At 70.0% G+C, this 19,356-nt stretch carries 20 protein-coding genes and 1 tRNA gene; 9 read left to right on the plus strand and 12 right to left on the minus strand.

The features are described from left to right. Positions 1–5: 5 nt before the first annotated feature. From lysA to OG257_RS12600, 3 genes are all read right to left on the minus strand, one after another. Entirely contained in the window at positions 6–1,397 is a 1,392-nt protein-coding gene (gene lysA, locus OG257_RS12590; RefSeq protein ID WP_329207342.1) for a diaminopimelate decarboxylase, read from the minus strand. Positions 1,398–1,416: 19 nt separating this feature from the next. Further along, complete coding sequence (nrtL, locus tag OG257_RS12595) at positions 1,417–2,478, minus strand: ArgS-related anticodon-binding protein NrtL (RefSeq protein WP_329207344.1); 1,062 nt, start codon at positions 2,476–2,478, stop codon at positions 1,417–1,419. Positions 2,479–2,580: 102 nt separating this feature from the next. Further along, a complete protein-coding gene (locus tag OG257_RS12600) occupies positions 2,581–3,063 on the minus strand; it encodes a response regulator (RefSeq protein ID WP_329207346.1) in 483 nt (160 codons plus the stop codon). Between the two features lie 206 nt (positions 3,064–3,269). Here OG257_RS12600 and OG257_RS12605 point away from each other — a divergent pair. The 8 genes from OG257_RS12605 (at position 3,270) to OG257_RS12640 (ending at position 8,370) form a co-directional block, all read left to right on the plus strand. After that, positions 3,270–3,341, plus strand: a tRNA-Arg gene (locus tag OG257_RS12605). Between the two features lie 212 nt (positions 3,342–3,553). Beyond that, the gene (locus OG257_RS12610; RefSeq protein ID WP_329207348.1) at positions 3,554–3,943 is read left to right on the plus strand and encodes a hypothetical protein; all 390 of its coding nucleotides are present in this window, start codon (positions 3,554–3,556) and stop codon (positions 3,941–3,943) included. An 18-nt stretch (positions 3,944–3,961) separates the two neighbouring features. Next, positions 3,962–4,348 (plus strand): hypothetical protein, encoded by a 387-nt coding sequence (locus OG257_RS12615; protein ID WP_329207349.1) that lies wholly within the window; start codon positions 3,962–3,964, stop codon positions 4,346–4,348. A gap of 216 nt (positions 4,349–4,564) precedes the next feature. Further along, complete coding sequence (locus tag OG257_RS12620) at positions 4,565–5,566, plus strand: ArsR/SmtB family transcription factor (protein ID WP_329207350.1); 1,002 nt, start codon at positions 4,565–4,567, stop codon at positions 5,564–5,566. A 160-nt stretch (positions 5,567–5,726) separates the two neighbouring features. Continuing rightward, complete coding sequence (locus OG257_RS12625) at positions 5,727–6,440, plus strand: C39 family peptidase (RefSeq protein WP_329207351.1); 714 nt, start codon at positions 5,727–5,729, stop codon at positions 6,438–6,440. A 34-nt stretch (positions 6,441–6,474) separates the two neighbouring features. After that, complete coding sequence (locus tag OG257_RS12630; RefSeq protein ID WP_329207353.1) at positions 6,475–7,464, plus strand: alpha/beta hydrolase; 990 nt, start codon at positions 6,475–6,477, stop codon at positions 7,462–7,464. Between the two features lie 89 nt (positions 7,465–7,553). After that, on the plus strand, positions 7,554–7,733 hold the full coding sequence (locus OG257_RS12635; RefSeq protein WP_443054374.1) for a hypothetical protein: 180 nt from the start codon (positions 7,554–7,556) through the stop codon (positions 7,731–7,733). A gap of 7 nt (positions 7,734–7,740) precedes the next feature. Beyond that, positions 7,741–8,370: a hypothetical protein gene (locus OG257_RS12640; RefSeq protein ID WP_329207355.1), complete on the plus strand. Its 630-nt coding sequence runs from the start codon at positions 7,741–7,743 to the stop codon at positions 8,368–8,370. Between the two features lie 645 nt (positions 8,371–9,015). Here the strand turns inward: OG257_RS12640 and OG257_RS12645 are convergent. Beyond that, positions 9,016–9,747 (minus strand): DUF7873 family protein, encoded by a 732-nt coding sequence (locus OG257_RS12645; protein ID WP_329207357.1) that lies wholly within the window; start codon positions 9,745–9,747, stop codon positions 9,016–9,018. Positions 9,748–9,897: 150 nt separating this feature from the next. On the opposite strand from OG257_RS12645, the gene OG257_RS12650 reads away from it, so the two are divergent. Beyond that, complete coding sequence (locus tag OG257_RS12650) at positions 9,898–10,521, plus strand: hypothetical protein (protein ID WP_329207359.1); 624 nt, start codon at positions 9,898–9,900, stop codon at positions 10,519–10,521. Between the two features lie 24 nt (positions 10,522–10,545). Here OG257_RS12650 and OG257_RS12655 read toward each other — a convergent pair whose 3' ends face one another. The 8 genes from OG257_RS12655 to OG257_RS12690 form a co-directional block, all read right to left on the minus strand. Beyond that, positions 10,546–11,193, minus strand: coding sequence for a formylglycine-generating enzyme family protein (locus tag OG257_RS12655; RefSeq protein ID WP_329215051.1), 648 nt, complete (start codon positions 11,191–11,193; stop codon positions 10,546–10,548). 100 nt (positions 11,194–11,293) lie between these two features. Beyond that, entirely contained in the window at positions 11,294–12,346 is a 1,053-nt protein-coding gene (locus OG257_RS12660; protein ID WP_329207360.1) for a 2-oxoacid:ferredoxin oxidoreductase subunit beta, read from the minus strand. Next, entirely contained in the window at positions 12,336–14,267 is a 1,932-nt protein-coding gene (locus OG257_RS12665) for a 2-oxoacid:acceptor oxidoreductase subunit alpha (protein WP_443054375.1), read from the minus strand. The genes OG257_RS12660 and OG257_RS12665 overlap by 11 nt, the downstream gene beginning before the upstream one ends. Next, positions 14,189–14,416, minus strand: coding sequence for a DUF6059 family protein (locus OG257_RS12670; protein WP_329207363.1), 228 nt, complete (start codon positions 14,414–14,416; stop codon positions 14,189–14,191). The genes OG257_RS12665 and OG257_RS12670 overlap by 79 nt, the downstream gene beginning before the upstream one ends. Next, complete coding sequence (locus tag OG257_RS12675; protein ID WP_329207364.1) at positions 14,413–16,200, minus strand: acyltransferase domain-containing protein; 1,788 nt, start codon at positions 16,198–16,200, stop codon at positions 14,413–14,415. The genes OG257_RS12670 and OG257_RS12675 overlap by 4 nt, the downstream gene beginning before the upstream one ends. A 160-nt stretch (positions 16,201–16,360) precedes the next feature. After that, positions 16,361–16,630: an acyl carrier protein gene (locus OG257_RS12680; protein ID WP_329207366.1), complete on the minus strand. Its 270-nt coding sequence runs from the start codon at positions 16,628–16,630 to the stop codon at positions 16,361–16,363. A 105-nt stretch (positions 16,631–16,735) separates the two neighbouring features. Further along, complete coding sequence (locus tag OG257_RS12685; RefSeq protein ID WP_329207368.1) at positions 16,736–17,950, minus strand: ketosynthase chain-length factor; 1,215 nt, start codon at positions 17,948–17,950, stop codon at positions 16,736–16,738. After that, positions 17,947–19,212: a beta-ketoacyl-[acyl-carrier-protein] synthase family protein gene (locus OG257_RS12690; protein ID WP_329207372.1), complete on the minus strand. Its 1,266-nt coding sequence runs from the start codon at positions 19,210–19,212 to the stop codon at positions 17,947–17,949. Before OG257_RS12690 ends, OG257_RS12685 begins: the two co-directional genes overlap by 4 nt. Between the last annotated feature and the right edge of the window lie 144 nt (positions 19,213–19,356).

Below are 19,356 nucleotides of genomic sequence, written 5' to 3' on the forward strand. Positions count from 1 at the left end.
TTTCATCAGCCGACATCGAGACGCAGAAGATCTTCCTCCGTCTCGCGCCGGACGATCACCCGCGCCCGGCCGTCGCGCACGGCGACGACCGGAGGCCGCAGGGCGTGGTTGTAGTTGCTCGCCATGGAGCGGCAGTACGCCCCGGTGGCCGGCACGGCGATCAGGTCGCCGGGGGCCAGGTCCGAGGGCAGGAAGGCGTCCTTGACCACGATGTCGCCGCTCTCGCAGTGCTTGCCGACGACGCGCACGAGCATGGGCTCGGCGTCGGAGCTGCGCGAGACGAGGGAGACGCTGTACTCGGCGTCGTACAGCGCGGTGCGGATGTTGTCCGACATGCCGCCGTCGACACTGACGTACGTACGCAGGCCCTCGAGGGGCTTGATGGTGCCGACCTCGTACAGCGTGAACGCGGTGGGTCCGACGATGGCGCGCCCCGGCTCGACGGAGATGCGCGGGGTCCGCAGCTTCGCCGACTCGCACTCGCGGGTCACGATGTCCCTGAGCGCCTTGGCGATCTCGTGCGGCTCGCGGGGGTCGTCCTCGGAGGTGTACGCGATACCGAGGCCGCCGCCGAGGTCGATCTCGGGGAGCTCGACGCCGTGCTCGTCGCGGATCTCGGCGAGCAGCTGCACCACGCGCCGCGCGGAGACCTCGAAGCCGGCCATGTCGAAGATCTGCGAGCCGATGTGCGAGTGGATGCCGATGAGTTCGAGCCCGTCGAGGGTGAGCGCCCTGCGCACCGCCTCGGCGGCCTGTCCGTCGGCCAGCGCGATACCGAACTTCTGGTCCTCGTGCGCCGTCGCGATGAACTCGTGGGTGTGGGCCTCGACGCCGACCGTCACACGGATCTGTACGCGCTGACGCTTTCCGAGCTGCTGGGCGATGTGCGAGACGCGGACGATCTCCTGGAAGGAGTCGAGCACGATCCGCCCGACACCGGCCTCGATGGCCCGCTCGATCTCGGCGACGGTCTTGTTGTTGCCGTGGAAGGCGATGCGCTCGGCGGGCATGCCGGCGTCCAGCGCGGTGACGAGCTCGCCGCCGGAGCACACGTCGAGGTTCAGTCCCTCTTCCTGGAGCCAGCGCACGACGGCGCGCGACAGGAAGGCCTTCCCGGCGTAGAACACATCGGCGTCCGGCCCGAAGGCATCGGCCCAGGCGCGGCAGCGCGCCCGGAAGTCGCTCTCGTCGAGGAAGTAGGCCGGGGTGCCGAACTCCTCGGCCAGCCGGGCGACTTCGATCCCGCCGACGGTGAGCGCGCCGTCCGTGTCGCGGGTGACGGTGCGGGCCCAGACCTTCTCGTCCAGCACGTTCAGGTCGGTCGCGGGGGCGCTGTAGTGGCCCTCGGTGTAGACGTCTGCGTGACGGGGCCCGGCGGGGTGTGCGGATCGGCTCATCGTTCTGTTCTCTCAGGTCTCAGAGGTGTTCGGGCGCGCTGATGCCGAGCAGGAACAGGCCGCCTGCCAGCACCGTCCCGGCGGCTTCGGCAAGAGCCAGCCGGGAGCGGTGGGCGGCCGAGGGTTTCTCGTCGCCGACGGGGAGCGGCGGGTTCGTGTCGTGGAGGTCGAAGAAGGCGCGCGCCACCGTCTCCAGGTGCCGGGCGAGCCGGTCGGGAGCGTGGTGGCGGGCGGCGGAGGCGAGTACGCCGACATGGTCGGCGAGCGCGGCGTGCAGCGCGGGTGCGTCCACGTCCTCGTCGTACGCGCCGGCGAACCCGAGCTGCTCCGCGCTCCTTGTGAATGCGCGGGCGCGCGCGTGGGCGTAGCGGACCAGGAAGAGCGCGTTGGCCTCGCCCTGGACGAGGAGCTCGTCGCCCAGCGGGGCGTGGTCATGGGCCGCGGGCCGCAGCAGGCCCCACAGCGCGGCGTCCCGCCCCAGGCGCGCCAGGAGCTCGGTGGCGGTGGCGCGGGCGGGCACGGGACGGATCTCGATGCTCTCCTCCGGCCCCTGACGGGGGCCGGCCACGACGCCCAGCCGCTCCCACCCGGGGTCGGCCGCTCCGGTGCAGCCGATGAGCACCTGGCCGCCCTGCGTCCGCAGGAGGCGCCCGACCACCTGGGCGTGGACCGCGGCCCGGACCTCGGGCGCGTGGTGGAGCCGGTGGAGCCGCCCGGCGTCCGTGGTGCACCGTCCGTACCGGAGGCCCTGCTCCCGTACGTCGCGTACGAGCGCGGCGCGGGCGGCCGTGTCGGCGGACGCGTCGAGCGTGAAGTTCAGGAAACCGGGCCCGGTGATCTCGACCCGCCCGATGCCGGGCGCCGCCGCCACCCGGTCGCGCAGGATGCTCGCGACCTCCCGGGCCGGGAGCGCGGCGGGACCGGCCAGCTGGAGGGCGACGGCGCAGGCGTAGTCGCCGCTGCCGCCGGGTCGTGTCCGCTCCACCCGCACGCGCGCGGGCACGGGCGCGTGCAGGACGTCCTCGTCGACCGCGCGGCGCACAGCGCGCAGCACGGTTCGGGAGAGATCTGTGGGGGTCACGGGACAAGCGTATGGGAGGGAGGGGGGCACTTCGCGACCCCGTTTCGCCATCCGGTCACCCGTGCGGCCCGGTATGCGGGCGGACGGCGGTCGGTCATGCCGTCATCCGGCCGTGCTCCCGGCCCTCCCGGCACCGTGTCTGCCGTCGACCGACGGCGAGTCCTTCCTGCGCATCAGGCGGTGGACGATCCGCACCAGCTCGCTCGGCTCGAACGGCTTCGCCAGGAAGGCGTCGATCCCGGCGGCCACCCCCGAGTCCACCTCGTACGGCGTGCAGGCACTGACAACGGCGACGGGCAGGTCGCGTGTCCGCGGATCGGCGCGCAGCCGGACAGCGGTCTGGATTCCGTCGAGTCGGGGCATCACCACATCGAGCGTGATCACATCCGGGCAGACCCGGTGGACCAGATCCAGACACTCGACACCATCGGCCGCGGTCACGACCTCGAAGCCCTCCAGCTCGAGATTGACCCTGATCAGCTGCCGGATGACCTTGTTGTCGTCCACAACAAGCACGCGGCCGTACGCCCCTGACACCCTTCGAGAGTAGGTCCGCCGGAGGGGCTGCGTCCGGGTTTTGGCCACTTCCGGCCCCGGAGGGGTGGCCAGGCGCCCCACGGCCCGGATTCGGCGCACGGCCCCCGGGAGGCCGCGCACGGTCTCGGTGTCCCGTCCGCCGAGCCCTCGGCCGACCGGCGACGAACCGGTGCGCCGACGCGGAAATACCTGTTCCCGGACACCCCGCCGAAGCTGGTAGGGTTTCACTCGTCGCCGCCAAGTGCAGCGATATCGCCCCCGTAGCTCAGGGGATAGAGCATCGGCCTCCGGAGCCGGGTGCGCAGGTTCGAATCCTGCCGGGGGCACTTCCGTAGGAGCACAGCGATCAACTCGCTGAGCAGGCGAAGTGCCAGACTTCAAGAGCCGGACCCAGTCTCACTGGGTCCGGCTCTTTGTCGTTGTCCTCCATTGATCGCGAGTGAGCGGTGAGTGGCGCACTAGGCTGCTCGGTGATCACGGCAGCTCGCCGGATCGCCGCCCCGGCACGGGGCGTTGCCGCCTCCCTCGAAGGACTCACATGCGTCTGCGCAAGACCAAGGCCGTAGCTGTCATGCTCGCCTCACTGGGTCTCACCTTCGCGATGTCCAGCCCCGCGAGCGCCTGGACCTACGGCGCCTACGAGGGCGGCGGGTACGGCGAGTGGCAGCAGGATCCGTCCGGCGACCTCCTGGGCGACTCGTTCCAGGCTTGCGACATCAAGTCCGACGGCTACGCCATCTACGTCCGTATCGACATAGGCCGGGACGGCGACTTCGACTCCTCGGCCACCACCAAGGGGAACTACGCGCCCTACTGCACCCCGTGGAAGTACCTCGACCTGCCCGAGGGGACCCCCATCCGGATGTACATCTACAAGTCCGACTCCTCGGGCCACCACAACCCCGTGTGGCGGGACGGCGTCGCGTAATCGGCACGGTGCGTGCCGATGACCTGCCTCCCCTCCCCCGTACCCGACGTCTGCGTCCGCGTGCTCATGAGCATCGGCGCCTGCGGGCCGTACGCGCACGTCGTGGCGCACTTCGAACCGCCCGGCCCGGGTGGTGAGTTCGAGCTCGTCAGCGTGGCCCCGGAGAGGCAGCTGCCCGCGGAGTACCTGCCTGCCCTGCGGGCGGGGCTGCTGGAAGGGCTGGACGGGGTGACGGCGGCGGTCCTGATCACGGAAGGCTCGTTCAGCGAGGTCGACTCGTCCGAGTACGGCTACCGGATCGCGGGTCGGCAGGCAGGCCGGGCGGCGCTGGTCGCCACGGGCCTCCTGCCCCCCGAGGAGGCCGGGTCCCTGCGCTGGGCACGCTGGCCGGGCCGACCGGTCTGACCCTGCCCGGGCCGGAGCCGAACATGGCGGACGTCACGTGCGGACGGTCACTCCCCCGCCCCGGGCCACGCGGCGATCGCGCGAGGGTACGCTGCCCGGAGGCACCCGGCGGGGTGCGGCGACGGTTCACGAACTCCAGTCGCACACAAGCTTGTTGACCCGCCGGACGTGCCCGCGGTCGGCATCGGCGCACCTTCATCTCTCGCTGGAGGGACCATGTTGCGGGTGTACTTCACATCCGAGGACCTGGCGCGGGTTCGGGTGGCCCCAGGACCTGACTTCCTCTGGGAGATCAGCAACAGCGTGCAGACCCTGCAGCGCCGCGACGGCGAGAGCGTGTTCGGCGCGTGGCGCCACTGGGCGCGGCCGAGGCTCTCCGGCAGCCGCACACTGCTGGCCGGCCTGCTGCCGCCCCGCGGCTACTCCCCCGACTTCCTCACCCCCACGTCGGGCGACCGCACCACCTTGCAGGCGTCCCTCGACACCCTGATGAGCACTCCGCACCCACGGCTGCGCACCGATCTGGCGCATCTGGCGTCCTCGCCGCACGTGCCCGGCTGGGTCAGCTCCCTGGCCTCGGGCGACAGCGATGCCCTCCGCCGTCTGGGCGATGCCCTGCACACCTATCAGCTGGAGGCGCTCGCACCGTACTGGCCGCGTGTCCGCGCACACATCGAGGCCGACCGTGCGGTCCGGCTGGACAGCCTCCTCGACCGGGGCACCGAGGGGCTGCTGGCCGGCCTGGGTCCGCACATCCGCTGGCGGGCGCCCGTGCTGGAGGTCACGTACCCGGTGGATCAGCAGCTTCATCTGGGCGGGCGGGGCCTCGTGCTGCAGCCGTCGTTCTTCTGCTGGCCCACGCCGACCACCCTGGCGGACGGTGAACTGCCACCCGTTCTCGTGTACCCCATCCACCACGCCGCCGACTGGGCCGAGCCCGCTCCCGATGCCCGCCCCTCTCAAGGCTCCGGCCCCCTGGGGCCGCTGCTGGGGCACACCCGTGCCGGCATTCTGCGCGCGGCCCGCACCGGCTGTTCCACCGGCGAGGCCGCCCGCCTCCTGCAGGTGACCCACCCCGCCGTCAGCCAGCACGTGAACGTGCTGCGTGCGGCCGGTCTGATCACCACGGTCCGCAGGGCCGGCCGGTCCTTCCACGTCGCGACCGCGGAAGGCCGCGCCCTGCTCGCCACCGAGGAGCGGGGCGGGCCGAGGCCCTGAGGCTGTCCGCCGGGGCGCCCAAGTCCCCCGGTAAGCCTGAACTTTCGACGCTTGCGCCCGCAGCGGGTCAGGAATCACGCTGGTCCCCGCTCTCGCACACGAACCGGGAATTCCCCCACATCGCCACTTCCCGCAAGGGCCCGTCCCCCCAGGAGCCTTCATGCGTAAGAGACTTGTGTCCGCAGCGATCGCAGCCGTCGCCGTCGGAGCTCTCCTGCAGCCCGGCATGGCACACGCGTCGCCCGCACCGTCCGTCCCTCAGGTGTCCGTACTCGCCCACGGTTCGAAGGCCGGTACGGCCGTCGTCAGCGGGTTCAACGAGCCGGGCAGCCGGCTCAAGGTCGACTCCGGGCGCACCCGGAGCGCGCACTGGCTCCAGATCGACTACCAGGTCCAGGAGACCGGCTACTGGTGCGGTCCGGCCGCCACCCGCATCGCGCTCTCCGCCCGGACCGCCCCGCCGAGCCAGGGCGATCTCGCCTGGCAGCTCGGCACCACCCAGGCGGGCACCGACCACATCGGCCAGGTGACGCGCGTCCTCAACGCGAACCTGGGCGGGGGCTGGTACGAGACCAAGGAGATGCCGAACGATCCGCCCACCCAGGGACAGCGGGACCTGCTCTGGTACGACATCGTGTTCGACATCGACCGCAACTATCCGCTGGTGGCCAACATCGTCGCCCCGCCGGGCAACCAGCCGCCCGGGTACCCGTCGGACCAGACGATCTACCACTACTTCACGGTCTTCGGCTACGACGAGGTGGACCGCACCGTCCTCATCGCCGACCCCGCTTCCTTCAGCGGCAACCAGATCTACTGGATCTCCTTCGACCAGCTCGCCACGCTGATCCCGCCGAAGGGGTACTCCGCGTGACTCGGCCCGTTCCGCTTCCCCCCAGGAGATCATGTTGAGTACGCACCGCCCCACCCGCAGAAGCGTCATCAAGGCCGTCGCCGGACTCACCACGGCGACAGCCCTCGGCGCAGGGAGCGTCCTGGCGTCGGCATCGGCGGCCACTGCTGCGGGCGACGGCTTCGGGTTACGCATCGTGGACCGCAACGAGAGCGATGCCCGTATGTGGTACTACCGCTTCGCGACAGACGCGATCGGCTGGGATCCGGGCGTCAACGTCCTGCTCCCCGACGGCTACCACACCGGCGGACGCTCCTATCCGGTCCTCTACCTCTTCCACGGCGGGGGCACCGACCAGGACTTCATCACGTTCGACCGCATGGGCATCCGCGCCTGGACCGCCGGAAAGCCGGTCATCGTCGTGATGCCCGACGGTGGCCACGCGGGCTGGTACTCCAACCCGGTCAGCTCCAACACCGGCCCCCGCAACTGGGAGACCTTCCACATCGCCCAGCTGCTCCCGTGGATCGACGCCAACTTCCGGACGTACGCCGAGTACAACGGCCGAGCCGTCTCAGGCTTCTCGATGGGCGGCTTCGGAGCGCTGAAGTACGCCGCCAAGTACTACGGCCACTTCGCCTCGGTGAGCGCCCACTCCGGACCGGCCAGCCTGCGCCGCGACTTCGGCCTGGTCACCCACTGGGCCAACGCCTCCTCCGCAGCCGTGGAACTGGGTGGGGGCACCGTCTACGGGGCTCCGCTCTGGGACGAGGCGAGGGTCACCGCCGACAATCCCGTGCAGCGCATCGAGAGCTACCGGAACAAGCGGGTCTTCCTGGTCGCCGGCACCAGTCCCGACCCGGTCAACTGGTTCGACACGGTCAACGAGACGCAAGTGCTCGCGGGCCAGCGTGAGTTCCGGGCCGGCCTCGGCGCAGCCGGCATCCCGCACGAGTGGCACGAGGTACCCGGCGGGCACTTCGTGCGCCCCGACCTGTTCCAACGAGACCTGGACGGGATCATCGCCCGGCTGCGCAGAGCGTAGAGCCACACCCCACACCCCGCCGGACGTGGCGGAGCCCGGGAGTCGTATCCAGCTCCCGGGCCCCTGGGGATGCCGTCCCGGACCGCCTGATGGCCCGCCTGCACACCACGGGTATCGCCCAGGAATTCGACATGGCGGGAAGCAGCTCGGTCAAGCACTTCGATCTGGGCGGATCCGCTCCGAACCAGGACCCCCTGCCCGCACCGGATGAGCCCGGGCGCGAGGGCGACCGCACCGACCCGGGCCGTGAGCAGCAGGAAGCGCGGTAGAGGACCGATGAACAGCTCCATCAAGATCACTTCGGGCGAGCCGCCCGTACGCCGCCGTCGCATGCCGGTCGCAGTCGTCGTCGTGTCGGTACTCCTGGCCTGCGTGGCCGCCGCGATCGGCCTGGTTTCCTGCGCCGCCGACGAAGTCTCATCGGACCTGTCGGACCAGGAGATGACCTGCTGCTGGGAGGACGGGGCCACGCCTACCTGGATGAGCGGCCAGCTCGGCATCCGGATTCCCGACGCGGCATCGGACCGTCGTGCGGGGTACAAGACCGGGCAGCGCTACGACACCGGTCTGCTGTCCTTCGTCCTCCCGAGCGAGGAAGCGGAGACGTACACCGGGCGACTCATCCAGACCGGCACGAAGATGATCGGGAACTCCCACCCCAAGGAAAAGGGGTACCGCCCTGCGGCCGCCTTCAGGCATCTCGGACTGCCCGAACCGGAGACGTTGGTCCAGGGCCTGCGGAAGTCCAGCCTGTGCCCGGACGACCTCGCGACCCCGGAGGGCAAGTACCTCCAACGCTGCGTCGATCTCTTCGCCCACGAGTTCGCACCAGGCACCACGCGGATCTACGTCCGGTCGACCATCGAACCGTCCGTGACGCCCCCTCCTTCGAGCAAGACTCCGTAGCCGGCGGCGGCGGATGACGGAGGTCAGGCACGGTCCTCCTGATCTCGTCGCCCCTACCGCCCACCGCGTCGCATGGCCCTGCAGGCGGATACGGTCGGAGGACCGTGCCTGTACGCCGGGCAACTCGGAATACATCGAGTACATGCACGGGCCCGCACCTGTTGTGGCCGGAACTGGCCGGAACACCACACCCCGCCGGACGTGGCGGAGCCCGGGAGTCGTATCCAGCTCCCGGGCCCCTGGGGATGCCACCCAATTGCGCTTGCCAGCGCCGTTTAAGAGTGCGGATCAGTCGTCAGACCGTCGCGTTCTTCCATTGAACTACCGCGCCAAGAAGAGGTGCAGGCCGGATTCGAACCAGCATTCAACGGTGTTCGTCCGTACCCGGTCGATCTGGCAGTCGGTGGCAATACTGAAGCTTGAGCGAGAGTCTGAGTGTGATCGCGGTTGCCTCTGCCATGTTGGGCCACCCCGGCCAGTGGTGCCGGGGGAAGGACTCGAACCTTCACCTTTGCCGCGTCTTCAGGCTGAACGTCAGTTTCAGTCTGCGCTCGTCACACGGACCGGACCTCAACCGGCCGCGTGATGGTGCGCACCCCCACGACAGTGCGCGGGGGCGATTGTGGATGCTACCTGCGTCCGGTGCTAGCCGAACAGGTAGCCGAACACCGCGTCGCCGACCCGCTGGTCGGTGACCTCGGCGCTGTTGGCCTCCTCGCGGGCGAACTTGACCGCGTGCTGCAGCTTCTCGACCCGCTCCAGCAGCTCGTTCACCCGCTTCGCCGGAAGCGAACCGGAGAACTTCACGGTCGTCCAGTACCCGATCGGCACGTCCTCGTAGTACACGTCGACCTGCGCCGGGTGCTTCTCGGTCGCCTCGGCCTTGACGTGGTTGCGCGGGACCTTCTTCGTCCGGATCGTGCGGACCGGGTCGGTCTTCCACCAGTCCGTCGACGGGTCGAGCGACCAGGACTCGGAGGCGTCGAGCACGGGGAGCTTCTTCACGAAGGTGTGCAGGTCGGTGAGCTGCTTCTCCAGGAAGAGCAGGTAGCTGACCGGTACTTCGCGGACGATCGTCCGTCCGTCGACGGTGACGTCGGCGCGGGCTGCGCAGTTGGCCCAGTCCTTGGTGGCGGTCACGTCGAACAGCCGGGTCAGGGACGCGGAGATCTCACGCAGCACGTCCTCGGTCTTGACCTGTACGCGCGTGGACTCGGGCGGCAGCTGCTCGCCCTCCTCGTCCTTCGGCTGGTACGTACGCGAGATACCGGCCAGCTGTACGGGCTTCTGCACCTTGTGGTGTGCCGCGGTGATGTCCTGGAGCGACTTGCTCTTGACACCCTTTTCCACGGCGATGATCTGGTTGAGCTTCGCCACTTCGCCCCCCTTCGGACCAGAGGAACGTACCTCACCGGGTGTCGATCGTCCGTACGGTTTTTCGCGCCGCCCGGTGCGCCGCCCTCTGTCATCGGGTGGGGATCGGGGTCATGATGACGCGGTGGGCCGGGTGAATCCAGGGGGGATGTCATGGCGGGAGCAGGCGCGCGCATAGTGGTGCGGCCGGACAACGCGCTCTACCGCAGGCGGTTGGCGCTCTACGGCGTGATCGGTGTTCCTGCTCTGTGCTCGCTCGGAGCCCTGACGATCGGTGAGTTCGGCATCGGCTGGCTCGTTCCGATGCTCGTGCTGATCGTCCTGCCCCTGGTGGCGACCCTCGTGATGATGGCGCTGCGCTCCTCGCTGGCGCAGATCTCGGTCATCGGGGACGAACTCCGGGTCGACAACGCCTTCGGTGCGGCTCTCTACTCCGTCCCCGTGGAGTTCCTGACCGGTCTGCATCCCATCACCTTCGGCGCCGGGCCCCTCACCCCGACGCCGGGGCGTGTGGTCATCACCTCGGCGGTGACGCGCCCGTACGTGCTCGACCTGCGGCCCTGGCAGCAGGCCGACGTGGAACGGCTCACGCGACGTCTGCGGAACGTACCGGTGTCGGCATCCGCCGCCTCGTCGCTCAAGGAGCTGAGGAGCGCCTTTCCCCGTGTCCGCCTCGCCTGGTGGCACGCTCACCCCTGGGGCGTGCTCGTCCTGCAGAGCGCCCTCGTCGTCGGCTACTTCCTCGCGGCTTCCGCGCTGATGGACCCCACCGCGTAACGCGGCACTCCGGCCCACCGGACCTCAGGCCGCGCCGCGGGCCAGTCGGAAGCCGAGGTCGTCGATGGTGAACGTGGGGTGGCTGCGGCGGCGCACCGTGGCGCCGCAGCCGCGCTCCGACTCGGCCCAGCCGCCGCCGCGGAAGATGCGGTACGCGCCGTAGACCTCCTCGTCGTAGAGATCCCAGCACCACTCCCAGACGTTGCCCAGCATGTCGTGCAGCCCCCACGCGTTGGGCGTCCTGCCGCCGACGTCGTGGGCGCGGCCCTCGGAGTTGGCGTCGTACCAGGCGATCTCGTCGATCTCGCCGTAGCGGTAACCGGTGGTCCCCGCCTTGCAGGCGTACTGCCACTCGGCCTCGGTCGGCAGGCGGTAGCCGTCGGCCGTCCGGTCCCAGGTCACTTCCCCGCTCCGTACGTCATGGGAGTAGGCCTGGGCCAGCCCGGCCCGCACCGACATCAGGTTGCACACCTCGACGGCGTCGAGCCAGCTGATGTTCGTGACGGGCGCGGCACTGCTCACGGCGGGGGCGGGGTCCGTTCCGGTGACGGCTCCGTGCTGTCGGGTGGTGACCGGGTACCGGCCGAGCAGGAAGGGCGCGATCTCCGCCTGCCAGCGGGTGCCCCGGCGGTCGTCACGCAGGTCGACGGTGCCGCCGGGGATCTCGGCCATCGCGGCGGTCATCGGGTCGTCGGTGAGCGGGTGCACGCCGTGGGCCTCTCAGTTCGAGGAGGCCGACAGGCCGCCGAGGCCCACGATACGGAGAAGCGGGTCAGCCCACGACGGTCCAGGTGTCCTTGCCGGCGAGGAGCGTGTCCAGTTCACCCTTGCCGTGTTGTTCGACGGCGGTGTCGAGCTGGTCGGACATGAGGGTGTCGTAGACGGGTCGCTCGACGCTGCGCAGGACACCGATGGGGGTGTGGTGGAGGGTGTCGGCGTCGGCGAGGCGGGACAGGGCGAAGGCCGTGGTGGAGCTGGGGTTGTGGGCGTCGTGGACGAGGATGCGGGACTGGTTGTCCTCGGTGACCGCGACCACTTCGAGGTCGCCGGTGACCGGGTCGCGGACGACGCCCTTGTGGCCTTCGGCGCCGAAGCGGATGGGCCGGCCGTGTTCGAGGCGGATGACGGCTTCCTCGGCCCGGTCCTTGTCCTTGAGGGCGTCGAAGGCGCCGTCGTTGAAGATGTTGCAGTTCTGGTAGATCTCCACGAGCGCGGTGCCCGGGTGGTCGGCCGCCGCGCGCAGCACGCTGGTGAGGTGCTTGCGGTCGGAGTCGACGGTGCGGGCGACGAAGGACGCCTCGGCGCCCAGTGCGAGGGAGACGGGGTTGAAGGGGGCGTCGAGGGATCCCATCGGCGTGGACTTGGTGATCTTGCCGATTTCGGAGGTGGGGCTGTACTGGCCCTTGGTCAGTCCGTAGATCCTGTTGTTGAACAGGAGGATCTTGAGGTTGACGTTGCGGCGCAGGGCGTGGATGAGGTGGTTCCCGCCGATGGACAGGGCATCCCCGTCGCCGGTGACGACCCAGACCGACAGGTCACGGCGTGAGGTGGCCAGCCCGGTCGCGATGGAGGGGGCGCGGCCGTGGATGGAGTGCATCCCGTAGGTGTTCATGTAGTACGGGAAGCGCGAGGAGCAGCCGATGCCGGAAATGAAGGTGATGTTCTCCTTCGCCAGCCCGAGTTCGGGCATGAACCCCTGCACCGCCGCGAGAACCGCGTAGTCACCGCAGCCCGGGCACCAGCGCACCTCCTGGTCGGACTTGAAATCACGGGCGCTCAGGGAAGCTTCGCTCTTCGGGACGAGCGACAGGAGCTCACTGGACATCGATGGCCTCCTTGAGGGCTGTGGCGAGCTGCTCGGCCTTGAAGGGCATTCCGTTGACCTGGGTGAAACTGCGGGCATCGACCAGGTACTTGGCCCGGATCAGGGTGGCGAGCTGGCCGAGGTTCATCTCCGGGACGACGACCTTGTCGTACCGCTTCAGCACCTCGCCGAGGTTCTTCGGGAACGGGTTGAGGTGACGCAGGTGGGCCTGCGCGATCGGCTCGCCGGCCGCCCGCAGCCGCCGTACCGCCGCGGTGATCGGCCCGTACGTCGAACCCCACCCCAGCACCAGGGTGGCGGCCCCCGCCGGATCGTCGACCTCCAGGTCCGGCACCGTGATCCCGTCGATCTTCGCCTGGCGGGTACGGACCATGAAGTCGTGGTTGGCCGGGTCGTAGGAGATGTTCCCCGTGCCGTCCTGCTTCTCGATCCCGCCGATCCGGTGCTCCAGACCCGGCGTCCCCGGCACCGCCCACGGACGGGCCAGCGTCCCAGGATCCCGCTTGTAGGGCCAGAACACCTCCGTACCGTCGGCCAGTTCATGGTTCGGGCCCGTCGCGAACTGCGTCCGCAGATCCGGAAGACTGTCGATCTCCGGGATCCGCCACGGCTCCGAACCGTTCGCCAGATACCCGTCCGACAGCAGGAACACCGGAGTCCGGTACGTCAGCGCGATCCTCACCGCGTCCAGCGTCGCGTCGAAGCAGTCCGCCGGCGTCCTGGGAGCCACGATCGGCACCGGAGCCTCACCGTTGCGCCCGTACATCGCCTGCAGCAGATCCGCCTGCTCCGTCTTCGTCGGCAGCCCCGTCGACGGACCACCCCGCTGGATGTCGATGATCAGCAACGGCAACTCCAAAGACACCGCCAGCCCGATCGTCTCCGACTTCAGCGCCACACCCGGACCCGACGTCGTCGTCACCCCGAGAGAACCACCGAACGCCGCACCCAGCGCCGCCCCGATCCCCGCGATCTCGTCCTCCGCCTGGAACGTCCGCACACCGAAGTTCTTGTGACGCGACAGCTCATGCAGGATGTCCGACGCAGGAGTGATCGGATACGAACCCAGGTACACCGGCAGATCCGCCAGCCGCCCCGCCGCGATCAAACCGTACGACAATGCGAGATTCCCAGAAATATTGCGGTACGTACCTGTCGGGAACGCCTGCGTCGCAGGAGCCACCTCATAAGAGACAGCGAAGTCCTCCGTCGTCTCACCGAAATTCCAGCCCGCCCGGAACGCCGCCACATTCGCCTCGGCAATGACCGGCTTCTTCGCGAACTTCGACCGGAGAAACTTCTCCGTACCCTCCGTCGGACGGTTGTACATCCACGACAACAACCCGAGCGCAAACATATTCTTCGACCGCTCGGCCTCTTTACGGGAAAGCCCGAACTCCTTCAAAGCCTCGATCGTCAACGTCGTCAACGGCACCGGATGGACCTGGTAACCGTCGAGGGAGCCGTCCTCCAACGGGGAGGTGTCGTAACCGACCTTCGCCATGGGGCGCTTGGTGAATTCATCGGTGTTCACGATGATCTCGGCACCCCGCGGCACGTCCTCCATATTCGCCTTGAGTGCGGCGGGGTTCATCGCGACCAGGACGTTCGGTGCGTCGCCGGGGGTCAGGATGTCGTGGTCCGCGAAGTGCAGCTGGAACGACGACACACCCGGCAATGTGCCGGCAGGTGCTCGGATCTCGGCGGGGAAGTTCGGCAGCGTCGACAGGTCGTTCCCGAACGACGCCGTCTCCGACGTGAACCGGTCACCCGTCAATTGCATGCCATCACCCGAGTCACCCGCGAAGCGAATGATCACCCGGTCCAGACGGCGAATCTCGTTCACTCCCGCTCCCCGATCGGTGCCATGAGTTGTTTTTGCAGCGCGATTTCCGTACGGGTCAGCGGTACGTCCGGGCAAAGCCTTTCCGGATGGCCCTCCGGGGGTTCCTTCAATCGCGTCGCGACCATCGGTACCGGCGGTCCCATGGTGGGGAGGCCCAGCCAGATCCAGCCCGCCGCGGTCAGCGAGCTGTAGATCTCGCGCAGAGCTCTTCTCACGTACTTCATGCGAGCTGTACCTCCGCCTCTGCGTGGATACGGGGCGCCGCGGTGCCCGCGGACTGCTCCTCCTCGCTCCAGGTCCACAGCCTGGCCACCGCGTTCAGGTCCAGGTCGTGGCCCTCGGTCCAGATGCGGGCCGCTGCCGTGAGCACCGACTGGCGGTCGGCCTCGGGCGTACCGGCGCGGGCCGGGAGGAGCGGGGTCACGGCGCCGGCGCCCAGTCGCAGCGAGCGGTGCCTGCGGGCGAAGGCGGTGAGTGTCTGGCGCGGTCCCGCCTCGACGAGCAGGACGTCGTCGGCGGCCAGGAGCTCGTCCAGGGCGTTGCGGAAGTAGACCGTGTCGGTGATCTGGCGGGCCCAGAAGCGCGGGCTGCGCGCCTCGTCGGGGCTCATCAAGGCCCCGGTGTAGCCGGAGTAGAAGGGAAGCTTCGGCTCACGCAGCGGGATGTCTCGGTAGGCGATCTCCACCGCGTCGGAGGCGGGAGCCATCGCCGGGGAGTGGAAGGGGCTGGTCGCGGGCACCGTGACCACGGTGTGGCCGTCCGCCTTGAGGCGGGCGGCGACCTCGATGAGCGGTTCCTTCGAACCCGCCAGCATCACCTGCTGGTTGGCGTTGACGGCCGCGATGCCGACGTCCTCGGTCAGGTACGGGAGCAGCTGCTCCTCGCTCGCGGCGACCGCGAGCATGCCGCCCGCCGGTATCTTCACCGCCTCCCGGACCCGGGCCTGCACCATCTGGGCCGCGTCGCTCAGGGATACGACTCCGGCGAAGGTCGCGGCGACGAGCTCCCCCGCGCTGTGGCCGAGGAAGGCCGTCGGGCGGACGCCCCAGCTGAGTACGAGGCGGCCGAGCGCGTAGTCGATCGCGAACAGGAGGGGCTGGGCCCTGCGTACGTCGTCGATGTCGATGGAGGCACGCGCGGGGTCGAGCCAGTCGGCGCGGATACGGGGCCCCTCCTCGCCCATGTGGGAGAGGGCCGCGTCGACCGCCGCCGTGAAGACGGGTTCGCGGCGGTAGAGGCCTGCTGCCATCCCGGCGTGCTGGGAGCCCTGGCCCGGGAAGAGCAGGGCGATGGGCCGGGGGCGTGAGGCGTCGGTGGTGCGGGCCTTGTGCACGGCACGGGAGGCGAGGGCGGAGACGGTGACGGCCGCACCGCGTACCGGGCCGGGGGCGGTGCCGCAGGGCACGGTGGTCGGGAGGGCGGGGAAGACCTCGCGGTGCACCCCGCTGAGCATCGGCAGGAGTTCGCCGCGCACCCGTTCCTCGTCCACGGCGTTCCGGCCCGACCAGAGGATGAGGCGGTGCCGGTCGGGGTCGGTGCCCCGCGGGTTCTGGTGCATGGGGCGCAGCGCCGGGGCGGTGTCCTCGTCGGCGGGGGCGGTGACGTCGAGTACGCCGAGGACCGCGTCGCCCTCCGCCACCGCTTCGGCGGCGCGTTTGACCGCGTACACGGTGATGGTCTGGGGGTCGGGTTCGCCGAAGCCGGCGACGAGGGCGAGATCGGCGGTTCCCTCGTGGAGTTCCCGGTGGGCCTGGCGCAGCGCGCGGCCGGGGGTGGACGCGGTGCGGACGGTGAAGCCCTCGTGTTCGGGCCTGATGCCCGGTTCGAAGGCGGCCGCGCCGAGGAGGACGACGGTACGGGCGGGCAGGTCCTCGGGAGGACGGCCGAAGGCGCGCAGCACCGCCGATACGCCGGCGGCCGAGGCCACGGCCCGTGCGTGCTGCTGGGGCGCGGAGCCTGGGCTGACGATCAGCCGGCGGACCACCGCACTCCGGTTCGTGAGCGACATGGTTCCCTCCTCGTGGGCCGCGGCTCCGGCCCCATTCGGTGCGTAAGGGGGCAGTACGGGGGCAATGAAGGGGTGATTCCGGTGGTTCGGGTGGTTCCGGCGCAGTGACGGCCGCCCCGCCCCGGGGGGACGGAAGGCGGGGCGGCCGTATGGGGCCGGCTCAGGCGGCGGGCGCCTGGCCGGAGTTGATGAGGGCGAGGAGGGCACCGGGGGTCTCGGCGTCGACGACGGCGTCGTCGGGGATCTCGATGCCGTACTCGCGCTGGATCTGCCCGATGACCTGGAGCAGTGCGAGGGAGTCGTAGCCGAGCTCCATGAACGGGGTGTCGATGACGTCACCGTCGAGGTCGATGCCCTCCTCCTCGCCTGCGCTCTCGCGCAGCATGCGGGTCAGGTCGGCCAGGGTCACTGTGGCGGTCGTGGTGCTCATGGTCGGTGCCGTCCTCTCGGTTGGGCGTATGGGCTGTTCGGGTGTGCCGGTGGTGCTGGTGCCGCTGGTGGGGGTGCCTGTGGTGCGTGGGGGTCGTGGGGCTTTTCAGCCCGGGCGGCGTACGACGAGTGCCGCGTTGAAGCCGCCGTGGCCGCGTGCGAGGACGAGCGCGTTGCGCAGTCCGGCCTCGCGTGCCTCGGTCACCAGGTCGATGGTGTGGCCCGCGGCGGCGGCGCCGACGTTGGCGGTGGGCGGGATGACACCGTCGCGCAGGGCGAGCAGTGCGGTCGCCGCGTCGAGGGCGGCGCCCCCGGCGAGCAGGCGCCCCGTCATGGTCTTGGGTGCGGTGACGGGGACCCCGTTCGCACCGAAGATCTCGGTGAGGGCCTGGGCCTCGGCCCGGTCGAGCTCGGGTACGCCGGCGGCGTCGGCGAAGACGACGTCGATGTCGGCGGCGGTGATCCCGGCGTCGGCCAGGGCGTTCTCGGCGGCCCTGCGCAAACCGGGCGGTCTGCCCGTTCCGGGGGCAGGGTCGAGGGTCGCCGCGTATCCGGCGATCTCCCCGTAGACCGTGGCGGCACCGCGGGCGCGGGCCGACTCGGCGTCCTCGACGAGGAGGATCGCTCCGCCCTCGCCGGGTACGTATCCGCCGGCCTCCTCGGAGAAGGGCAGATAGGCGCGGGCCGGGTCGTTGACGGTGCTCATCAGGCCGGAGGCGATCTGCGGTACCCAGCCCCAGGGGCAGATGGCCGCGTCGATGCCGCCGGAGATGACGGCCGGGAAGCCCTTGCGGATGTGGCGGCGGGCGTGGCCGAGGGCGTCGATGCCGCCGGCCTGCTCGGTGAGCAGCACGCCGCTGGGTCCGCGCAGCTTGTGCCGGATGGATATCTGGCCGGTGTTGACGGCGTAGAACCAGGCGAACGACTGGTAGGCGCTGACGTACTCCTTGCCCTTGCTCCAGAGGTTCTGCAGTTCCCGCTGGCCGAACTCCACGGCTCCGCCGGACGCGGCGGTGACCACGCCGATGCCGTACTCCGGCAGTTCGGTGGTGTCGATGCCCGCGTCGGCCAGTGCCCAGTCGGCCGCGGTCAGCGCGAGGCGCGTCATGTGGTCGGTCTGCGGCATCAGCCTGCTGGGGATGTGGTCCTCGGCGACGTAGTCGCTGACCTCCCCGGCGATCCGGGAGGGGTACTGGGTGGCGTCGAAGCGGGTGACGGGTCCGAGACCGGACTCGCCGGCCAGCGTGGCCTTCCAGTAGTCCTCGGTTCCCAGGCCGTTGGGGGCGGTGATGCCCAGGCCGGTCACCACTGCGGTGGTCATGAGGTGCTCCTCTCCGGGCGGGCCAGCACCATGGCGCTCTGGAATCCGCCGAAGCCGCTGCCCACGCTGAGGACCACGTCGGTCTTCTTCTCGCGGGCGGTCAGCGGTATGTAGTCGAGGTCGAGCTCGGGGTCGGGCTCGTGGAGGTTCGCGGTGGGCGGCAGGATGCTGTGCTCCATCGCGAGGGCGCAGGCGGCGATCTCCAGAGAGCCGATGGCGCCGAGCGAGTGCCCGATCATCGACTTGATGGAGCTGATCGGGGTGCGGTACGCGTGCTCCCCGAGGCTGCGCTTGAACGCGCCCGTCTCGTGGCGGTCGTTCATCTTGGTGCCCGAGCCGTGTGCGTTGATGTAGTCGACGGTGTCCGGTGCGAGGCGGGCCTCGGCCAGGGCGACGTCGATGGCCTCAGCCATTTCGAGGCCCTCCGGCTTGAGACCGGTCATGTGGTACGCGTTGCAGCGGGAGGCGAAGCCCGCGATCTCGGCGTAGATGTGCGCGCCGCGCCGCCGCGCGCTCTCCAGCTCCTCCAGGACCAGGATCGCCGCGCCCTCGCCGAGGACGAGTCCGCTGCGGGTCCGGTCGAAGGGCCGGCAGGAGCTCTCCGGGGTGTCGTTGCGAGGGGTGGTGGCGTGGATGGCGTCGAAGCAGGCCGAGGTGATCGGCGAGATCGGCGCCTCGGTGGCACCGGCGATCATGATGTCGGTGGTGCCTTCGCGGATGAGTTCCACCGCGTGGCCCAGCGAGTCGAGACCGGAGGTGCATCCGGTGGAGACGACCGCTGCCGGGCCCTCCGCACCTGCTGCCAGGCCGACTTCGGCGGCGATGGAGCTGGGTACGAAGTGCCGGTACAGCTCGGGTACGGCGTACTCGTGGTCCACGTTCCACTTGCGGCCGCCGTCGCTGACGACGGCGTACTCGCGTTCCAGGCTGGTGGTGCAGCCGACCGCGCTGCCCACCGCGGTGCCTATGCGGCCCGGGTCGAGGGCGGAGAGGTCGAGGCCGCTGTCGGCCAGGGCCTCCCGGGTGGAGACGACCGCGAACTGGGAGGCCCGGTCGAGTCTGCGGATCTCCTGGTGGGAGAGTCCGGCGGCCAGGGGGTCGAAGTCGCACTCGGCGGCGACCTGCGAACGGAACGGCGAGGGGTCGTAGAAGGAGATCCTGCGGGTGGCGGTGCGGCCCGCCGTGAGCAGGTTCCAGTACTCCTTGACACCGACCCCACCGGGGGCCACGACGCCCAGGCCGGTGATGGCGACTCTGCGCATGGTCTACCTGGCCTTCGACGGGGCCGGGTGCGGCTCTGCGCACCTGCCGGTTGGCACTGTGGGGGTCACTGTCGATCCCTTCGTCCGTGTCACTGCTGATCGTTGAGTCGATATCGGCGGCCGGGGCGGTTCGGGTTGGGAACC

This window comes from Streptomyces sp. NBC_00683 (assembly GCF_036226745.1).
Taxonomy (GTDB): Bacteria; Actinomycetota; Actinomycetes; order Streptomycetales; family Streptomycetaceae; genus Streptomyces.

Bases quoted from the DNA above. Each gene is read 5' to 3' on its own strand.
- OG257_RS12655 (WP_329215051.1), bottom strand. From the start codon at position 11,193: ATGGCCGAGATCCCCGGCGGCACCGTCGACCTGCGTGACGACCGCCGG.
- OG257_RS12680 (WP_329207366.1), bottom strand. From the start codon at position 16,630: ATGAGCACCACGACCGCCACAGTGACCCTGGCCGACCTGACCCGCATG.
- OG257_RS12615 (WP_329207349.1), top strand. From the start codon at position 3,962: ATGACCTGCCTCCCCTCCCCCGTACCCGACGTCTGCGTCCGCGTGCTC.
- OG257_RS12620 (WP_329207350.1), top strand. From the start codon at position 4,565: ATGTTGCGGGTGTACTTCACATCCGAGGACCTGGCGCGGGTTCGGGTG.
- OG257_RS12610 (WP_329207348.1), top strand. From the start codon at position 3,554: ATGCGTCTGCGCAAGACCAAGGCCGTAGCTGTCATGCTCGCCTCACTG.
- OG257_RS12635 (WP_443054374.1), top strand. From the start codon at position 7,554: ATGGCCCGCCTGCACACCACGGGTATCGCCCAGGAATTCGACATGGCG.
- OG257_RS12625 (WP_329207351.1), top strand. From the start codon at position 5,727: ATGCGTAAGAGACTTGTGTCCGCAGCGATCGCAGCCGTCGCCGTCGGA.
- OG257_RS12650 (WP_329207359.1), top strand. From the start codon at position 9,898: ATGGCGGGAGCAGGCGCGCGCATAGTGGTGCGGCCGGACAACGCGCTC.
- OG257_RS12660 (WP_329207360.1), bottom strand. From the start codon at position 12,346: ATGTCCAGTGAGCTCCTGTCGCTCGTCCCGAAGAGCGAAGCTTCCCTG.
- OG257_RS12690 (WP_329207372.1), bottom strand. From the start codon at position 19,212: ATGCGCAGAGTCGCCATCACCGGCCTGGGCGTCGTGGCCCCCGGTGGG.
- OG257_RS12685 (WP_329207368.1), bottom strand. From the start codon at position 17,950: ATGACCACCGCAGTGGTGACCGGCCTGGGCATCACCGCCCCCAACGGC.
- OG257_RS12640 (WP_329207355.1), top strand. From the start codon at position 7,741: ATGAACAGCTCCATCAAGATCACTTCGGGCGAGCCGCCCGTACGCCGC.
- OG257_RS12675 (WP_329207364.1), bottom strand. From the start codon at position 16,200: ATGTCGCTCACGAACCGGAGTGCGGTGGTCCGCCGGCTGATCGTCAGC.
- lysA (WP_329207342.1), bottom strand. From the start codon at position 1,397: ATGAGCCGATCCGCACACCCCGCCGGGCCCCGTCACGCAGACGTCTAC.
- OG257_RS12670 (WP_329207363.1), bottom strand. From the start codon at position 14,416: ATGAAGTACGTGAGAAGAGCTCTGCGCGAGATCTACAGCTCGCTGACC.